Source organism: Natronospira sp., assembly GCF_007134575.1.
Taxonomy (GTDB): domain Bacteria; phylum Pseudomonadota; class Gammaproteobacteria; order Natronospirales; family Natronospiraceae; genus Natronospira; species Natronospira elongata.
The window spans coordinates 1-5,382 of record NZ_SLKM01000057.1 but is presented as its reverse complement, the minus strand read 5'-3'; the positions used below and the strand labels follow the sequence as shown (position 1 = coordinate 5,382).

Annotated in this window: 6 protein-coding genes; 1 reads left to right on the top strand and 5 read right to left on the bottom strand. The window is 64.8% G+C overall.

Annotated features, from left to right (window positions below; all coding sequences use genetic code 11):
• From ACJWXQ_RS02390 to glyQ, 5 genes are all read right to left on the bottom strand, one after another.
• On the bottom strand, positions 1–157 hold a 157-nt coding region (locus ACJWXQ_RS02390), incomplete at its 3' end, for a prepilin-type N-terminal cleavage/methylation domain-containing protein (protein WP_406672060.1).
• 140 nt (positions 158–297) lie between these two features.
• The gene (locus tag ACJWXQ_RS02385) at positions 298–1,092 is read right to left on the bottom strand and encodes a lysophospholipid acyltransferase family protein (RefSeq protein ID WP_346053052.1); all 795 of its coding nucleotides are present in this window, start codon (positions 1,090–1,092) and stop codon (positions 298–300) included.
• The gene (gene gmhB, locus ACJWXQ_RS02380) at positions 1,092–1,670 is read right to left on the bottom strand and encodes a D-glycero-beta-D-manno-heptose 1,7-bisphosphate 7-phosphatase (RefSeq protein WP_346053054.1); all 579 of its coding nucleotides are present in this window, start codon (positions 1,668–1,670) and stop codon (positions 1,092–1,094) included. Before gmhB ends, ACJWXQ_RS02385 begins: the two co-directional genes overlap by 1 nt.
• A gap of 3 nt (positions 1,671–1,673) precedes the next feature.
• A complete protein-coding gene (glyS, locus tag ACJWXQ_RS02375) occupies positions 1,674–3,767 on the bottom strand; it encodes a glycine--tRNA ligase subunit beta (RefSeq protein WP_406672059.1) in 2,094 nt (697 codons plus the stop codon).
• Complete coding sequence (glyQ, locus tag ACJWXQ_RS02370) at positions 3,760–4,692, bottom strand: glycine--tRNA ligase subunit alpha (RefSeq protein ID WP_346053058.1); 933 nt, start codon at positions 4,690–4,692, stop codon at positions 3,760–3,762. The genes glyS and glyQ overlap by 8 nt, the downstream gene beginning before the upstream one ends.
• Before the next feature lie 254 nt (positions 4,693–4,946).
• On the opposite strand from glyQ, the gene ACJWXQ_RS02365 reads away from it, so the two are divergent.
• On the top strand, positions 4,947–5,382 hold a 436-nt coding region (locus ACJWXQ_RS02365), incomplete at its 3' end, for a peroxiredoxin (protein ID WP_406672058.1).

Sequence of the window (5,382 nt, the reverse complement as noted above, 5' to 3'; positions counted from 1 at the left end):
TGAGGGCGCGGGCCTGATTGTCCACCGCCGCCTGCCCGGCCTCACTGCTGAGATCAATGAAGCGCGGCACGGCCACGGCTGACAGCAGGCCGACAACGACCAGCACCACGGTCAATTCGATCAGCGTGAAACCCTGCTCCCTGCGACCCTGAGTCATCCGGCAATCCTTGGGCGGCAAAAGGCGCCTGTGAATATCTGGGCGCAGAATAAACGGATTTGGGCCGAATTCTCAATATTCTTATGTAAAAAAGACGGCGCCGGGCGGTTCGGAAGCGCCGGCAAACCGGGCCCGCCCCTTCAGGCGTCGTTGGAGGCCTGCCTGGCGTTACGCTGGCGGACGGCGCGGACAGCCTCTTCGGCCTTGGGGTATTCGTAGTCCCGTTGCGGGCTGATCTCACGGAGGCGGGATTCGATCCAGAGCTGGGCCTTTTCATTGATTTCGGCGGGGGTCAGACCGCTGGGATCGATGGGCTCGCCGACGATGACCTTGATGGTGCCGGGGCGTTTAATGAACTCCACACGACCCCAGAAATCGCCGGCGTTGTGGCAGATGGGGATGACCGGGACGCCGGTATCCCGGGCCAGGATGGCGGCACTGCGGCCATAGCGACGGGTCTTGCCCGGCGCCATGCGGTGGCCTTCGGGGAAGATCATGAGCCAGCTGCCGTCGGCCAGCTTCTGCTTGCCCTGGCTGACCACCTGCTCCACCGCCCGGCGGCCACCACCACGATTGATGGCGATCGGATTGAGCAGGGCCAGGCCCCAGCCAAACATGGGAATGAACAACAACTCCCGTTTCAGCACCCAGGACTGGGGACGGCGGAAGATGTCGAGCTGACACAGGGTCTCCCAGGCGGATTCATGTTTCCAGAGGGTAATACAGGGGCCGTCGGGGACCTCGCCCTGATACTCCACCTGGTAATCCAGGCGGCAAATGTGGCGTAGCAGAAAAAGCTGGAGCCGGGCCCAGCTCTGAGGGATGAGAAAACGCACGCGCTGACCGAAGGGCATAAGGCAGAGCAGTGCAATCACCCAGGGGATGACACTGAGGGCCATCAGGGTGTTGAACAGGGCGCTACGCAATAACTGCATCAGGACTCGGCTCCGTCCTCGTCGACTTCGCCATGCTCGCCAAGCAGATGATTGGCGGCGGCGGCCAGATCCTCGAAGACTTCCACTTCTTCCAGAATCCCCCGCCGTTCGAGACGCTCCCGGGTTTCCTCGCCCCGCCCGGTGAGCACCAGAATGGGGCGGGCACCGGCGGCGCGGGCGACATCGATATCCTTTTCGCTGTCGCCGATCATGGGCACATGGGTGAGGCTGGTCTGAAAACGGCGGGAGATATCGTGCAGCATGCCCGGCCGGGGCTTGCGGCAATCGCAGGCATCGTCCGGGTGATGGGGACAGAAGAAGAAGGCATCGATCTCACCGCCGTGGCCGCGCAGCAGGGACTGGATCTTGTTATGAATCCCCAGCAGGTCACTGGGCGTGAACAGGCTCCGACCCAGGCCGGACTGGTTGCTGGCCACCGCCACCCGCCAGCCGCCCCGGTTCAGGCGCGCGATGGCCTCCAGACTCCCCGGCAGCATATGGCACTCCTCCGGCGACTTGATGTAGTCGTCGGATTCCTCGTTGATGGTGCCATCGCGGTCGAGAATGACTAGGCGCATACTCTATCCCGTTTGCAGCCGAGAGATGTCCGCGACTGTCGTGAACGATTGCCGTAGTGCGGCAAGCAGGCCGAGGCGGGCGCGCTTGAGGTCGGCGTCGTCGGTCATGACCAGGACGTCGTCGAAGAAGCGGTCCACCGCCTCACGCAGGCCGGCAAGGATTTCCAGGCGGCGGGTGTAGTCCGACTCGGCCTCGGCCGCGCGGGCGGCCCTGTCCAGTTCGCTTGCCAGGGTCTGTTCCGCCGCTTCCTGCAGTTTGCCGGCATCAAAGCCCTCGACGGTCTCGCCGTCTTCGGCGGCCTTGCGCAGCAGATTGCCGATGCGCTTGTTGGCCGCGGCCAGGGATTCACTGGCCTCCAGTTCCAGAAAGCGGCTGACCGCCTGCAGGCGGCGATCGAAATCGGCCGGGCGGGTGGGCCGCACGGCGGCCACCGCCTCGAAGACCTCGGGGCGCACACCCCGCTCACGGTACCAGGCCCGCAGCCGATCCATGAGGAATTCGAAGACCGACTGGTGCAGCTCCTCGCTCATGGACAGACCTTCCGGCAGGGTCTCACCGGCGCTTCGGATCAGGGCATCCAGGTCCAGCGGCAGATCGCGCTCCACCATCATCCGCAGCAGGCCAAGCGCGGCGCGGCGCAGGGCGAAGGGATCCTTGTTGCCGGAGGGCTTTTGATTGGCGGCGAAGCTGCCCACCAGGGTGTCGAGGCGGTCGGCGATGGCCAGGGCCAGGCCCTCGGCGGTTTCGGGCAGGGCGTCGCCGGCCTGGGCCGGGCGGTACTGGTCGCGGATGGCGTCGGCGACCTTGTCGCCCTCGCCGTCCTCGCGGGCGTAATGCCCGCCCATGATGCCCTGCAGCTCCGGGAACTCGCCGACCATGTCGGTGAGCAGATCACAGCGGGCCAGGGTGGCGGCCCGTTCGGTGGCCTTGATATCGGCGCCCAGTTCCCCGGCGATGCCGGCGGCCAGTTTTTCCACCCGGCGGCGCTTGTCACCCAGGCTGCCGAGCTTTTTCTGAAACAGCACATCGTCCAGGCCCGCGACCCGGTCGGCCAGCTTCTTCTGGCGGTCGGTGGTCCAGAAGAACATGGCGTCATCCAGGCGCGGGCTGATCACCCGCTCATTGCCGGTCTGGATGGTTTCCGGGTCCGTGCTTTCGATATTGGCCACGGTGATGAAGCCGGGCTTGAGCGCGCCCTGCCGATCACGCAGGGCGAAGTAGCGCTGATGACCTTCCAGGGTGGCGACGATGACCTCGTCGGGCAGGGCCAGGAAGCGGTCTTCATAACGCCCGGCCATGGGCACCGGCCATTCCACCAGGGCGGCGACCTCGGCGATCAGGGCTTCATTGAGCTCGGCCGTACCGTCCAGGCTTTCGGCCAGTTCGCTCACCCCCCGGCGGATATGGTCCTTTAGTGCACCGCGGGCATCGTCGGGGAAGACCTTGGCCTTGCTCAGCGCCGGCTCATAACTGTCGGCATTGGCGATATCGAGGGGCTCGGGGTGGTGAAAGCGGTGGCCGCGACTGTGGCGGCCGGTCTCCACCCCCAGGATCTGGCCGGGGACCAGCTTGTCGTCGAGCAGACAGACCACCCAGTGCACCGGGCGGGCAAATTCCACATCGCCATCGCCCCAGCGCATGCGCCGCTTGGCCGGCAGCTTGCGCAGAACCTCATCGGCCAGCGCCGGCACGATGTGCTCGGCGGGCTCGCCGCGGATGGTGCGTCGCCAGGCCAGGCGCTCGCCCTTGTCGGTGGCCTTGTGTTCCAGTTGATCCAGGCTCACCCCGCAGGAGCGGGCGAAACCCTCGGCGGCCCTGGTGGGCTTGCCGTCGCCGTCGAAGGCCTTGTCCACGGCCGGGCCGAGACGCTCTTCCTCGCGGTCACGCTGGCGCGGCAGCACGCCGGCCTGGCGCATGGCGAGGCGGCGCGGCGAAACGAACCATTCCGCCGCCCCGGCCTGCTCGTCGGCCAACAGGTCGTTGTCGGACAGGGCGCGGTTGAGCTGCTCGGCAAAGGCACGAGCCAGGCCGGCCGCTTCACTGGGCGGCAGTTCCTCGGTACCGATCTCGATCAGCAGGCTGCGATGATCAGGCATTGCTGGCGGTCCCCTTGTTGTCTTCGCGGCAGAGCGGGAAGCCCAGGGCCTCCCGACGCGCGTAATAATTCTCCGCCACCGCCCGGGCCAGGTTGCGGACCCGCAGGATGTAGCGCTGGCGCTCGGTCACGGAAATGGCGTGGCGGGCGTCGAGCAGATTGAACTGGTGGGAGGCGCGGAGGACCATTTCATAGGCTGGCAGCGACAGCTCCAGTTCCAGCAGGCGACGGCACTCGGCCTCAGCCTGTTCGAAGCCGGCGAACAGGGCCTGGGTGTCGGCCTGCTCGAAGTTGTAGGTGGACTGCTCCACCTCGTTCTGCAGGAAGACATCGCCGTAGCTGACCCGGCCGTGGGGCCCATCGGTCCAGACCAGGTCATAGACCGATTCCACCTGCTGCAGGTACATGGCCAGACGTTCCAGGCCATAGGTCAGCTCGCCGGTCACCGGACGGCATTCCAGGCCGCCAGCCTGCTGGAAGTAGGTGAACTGGCTGATTTCCATGCCGTTCAGCCACACCTCCCAGCCCAGGCCCCAGGCGCCCAGGGTGGGGGATTCCCAGTTGTCTTCCACGAAGCGGATGTCGTGCTCCAGCGGGTCCACGCCCAGGGCGGTGAGGGAGCCCAGATAAAGCTGCTGGATCTCCAGCGGCGAGGGCTTGATCACCACCTGGAATTGGTAATAGTGCTGCAGGCGGTTGGGGTTCTCGCCGTAACGGCCGTCGGTGGGCCGGCGGCAGGGCTGGACATAGGCCGCGGACCAGGGCTCCGGGCCCAGGGAACGCAGGAAGGTGGCCGGGTGAAAGGTCCCTGCCCCCATCTCCATGTCATAGGGCTGCATCAGGACACAGCCCTGTTCGGCCCAGTAGCTCTGGAGACGCAGAACCAAGTCCTGAAAAGTCTCCGGCGGCGCGGCAATATCGGTCATGGAAGATCGCCCTGAATGATTGCGGTCAAAACAAAACGCGACATTATAAAGCAAGCGGAGGCTTGCCTGCCGGGAAGCCCTGAGACCTTCTACAGCGGGATGGCAATGGCCACCCCGGACAATAGCCTTTAATTATCAATATCGTTAAAACAATTCATTTTACTTTTTATATCAGTGCTCGCTAAAGTACATCGCAAGTCAGGCGGAAACGCCCTGATGCTTCCCCCCACAAGCAAGCCAATGAGGTGATCACGATGGAAACCGAAAACACTGTCAGCCTGCCCCGTCTCAATGAGCGGGCCCCGAACTTCGACGCCCCCACCACACACGGCCGCAAGACCCTGGAGGACTACAAGGGCAAGTGGCTGGTGCTGTTCTCGCATCCGGCGGACTTCACCCCGGTGTGCACCACTGAATTCGTCGCTTTCGCCAAGGCGGCGGACCAGTTCGCGGAACTCAATACCGAGCTGTTGGGCCTGTCCATCGACAGCCACTATTCACACATCGCCTGGGCTCGGAACATCGAAGAGAAGTTCGGTGTGACCATTCCCTTCCCGATCATTGCCGATCTGTCCATGGCCGTGGCCAAGGCCTACGGCATGGTGCACCCGGGTGCGTCGGATACCTCCGCGGTGCGGGCGACCTTTATCATCGACCCGGAAGGCGTGCTGCGCGCCATGCTCTACTATC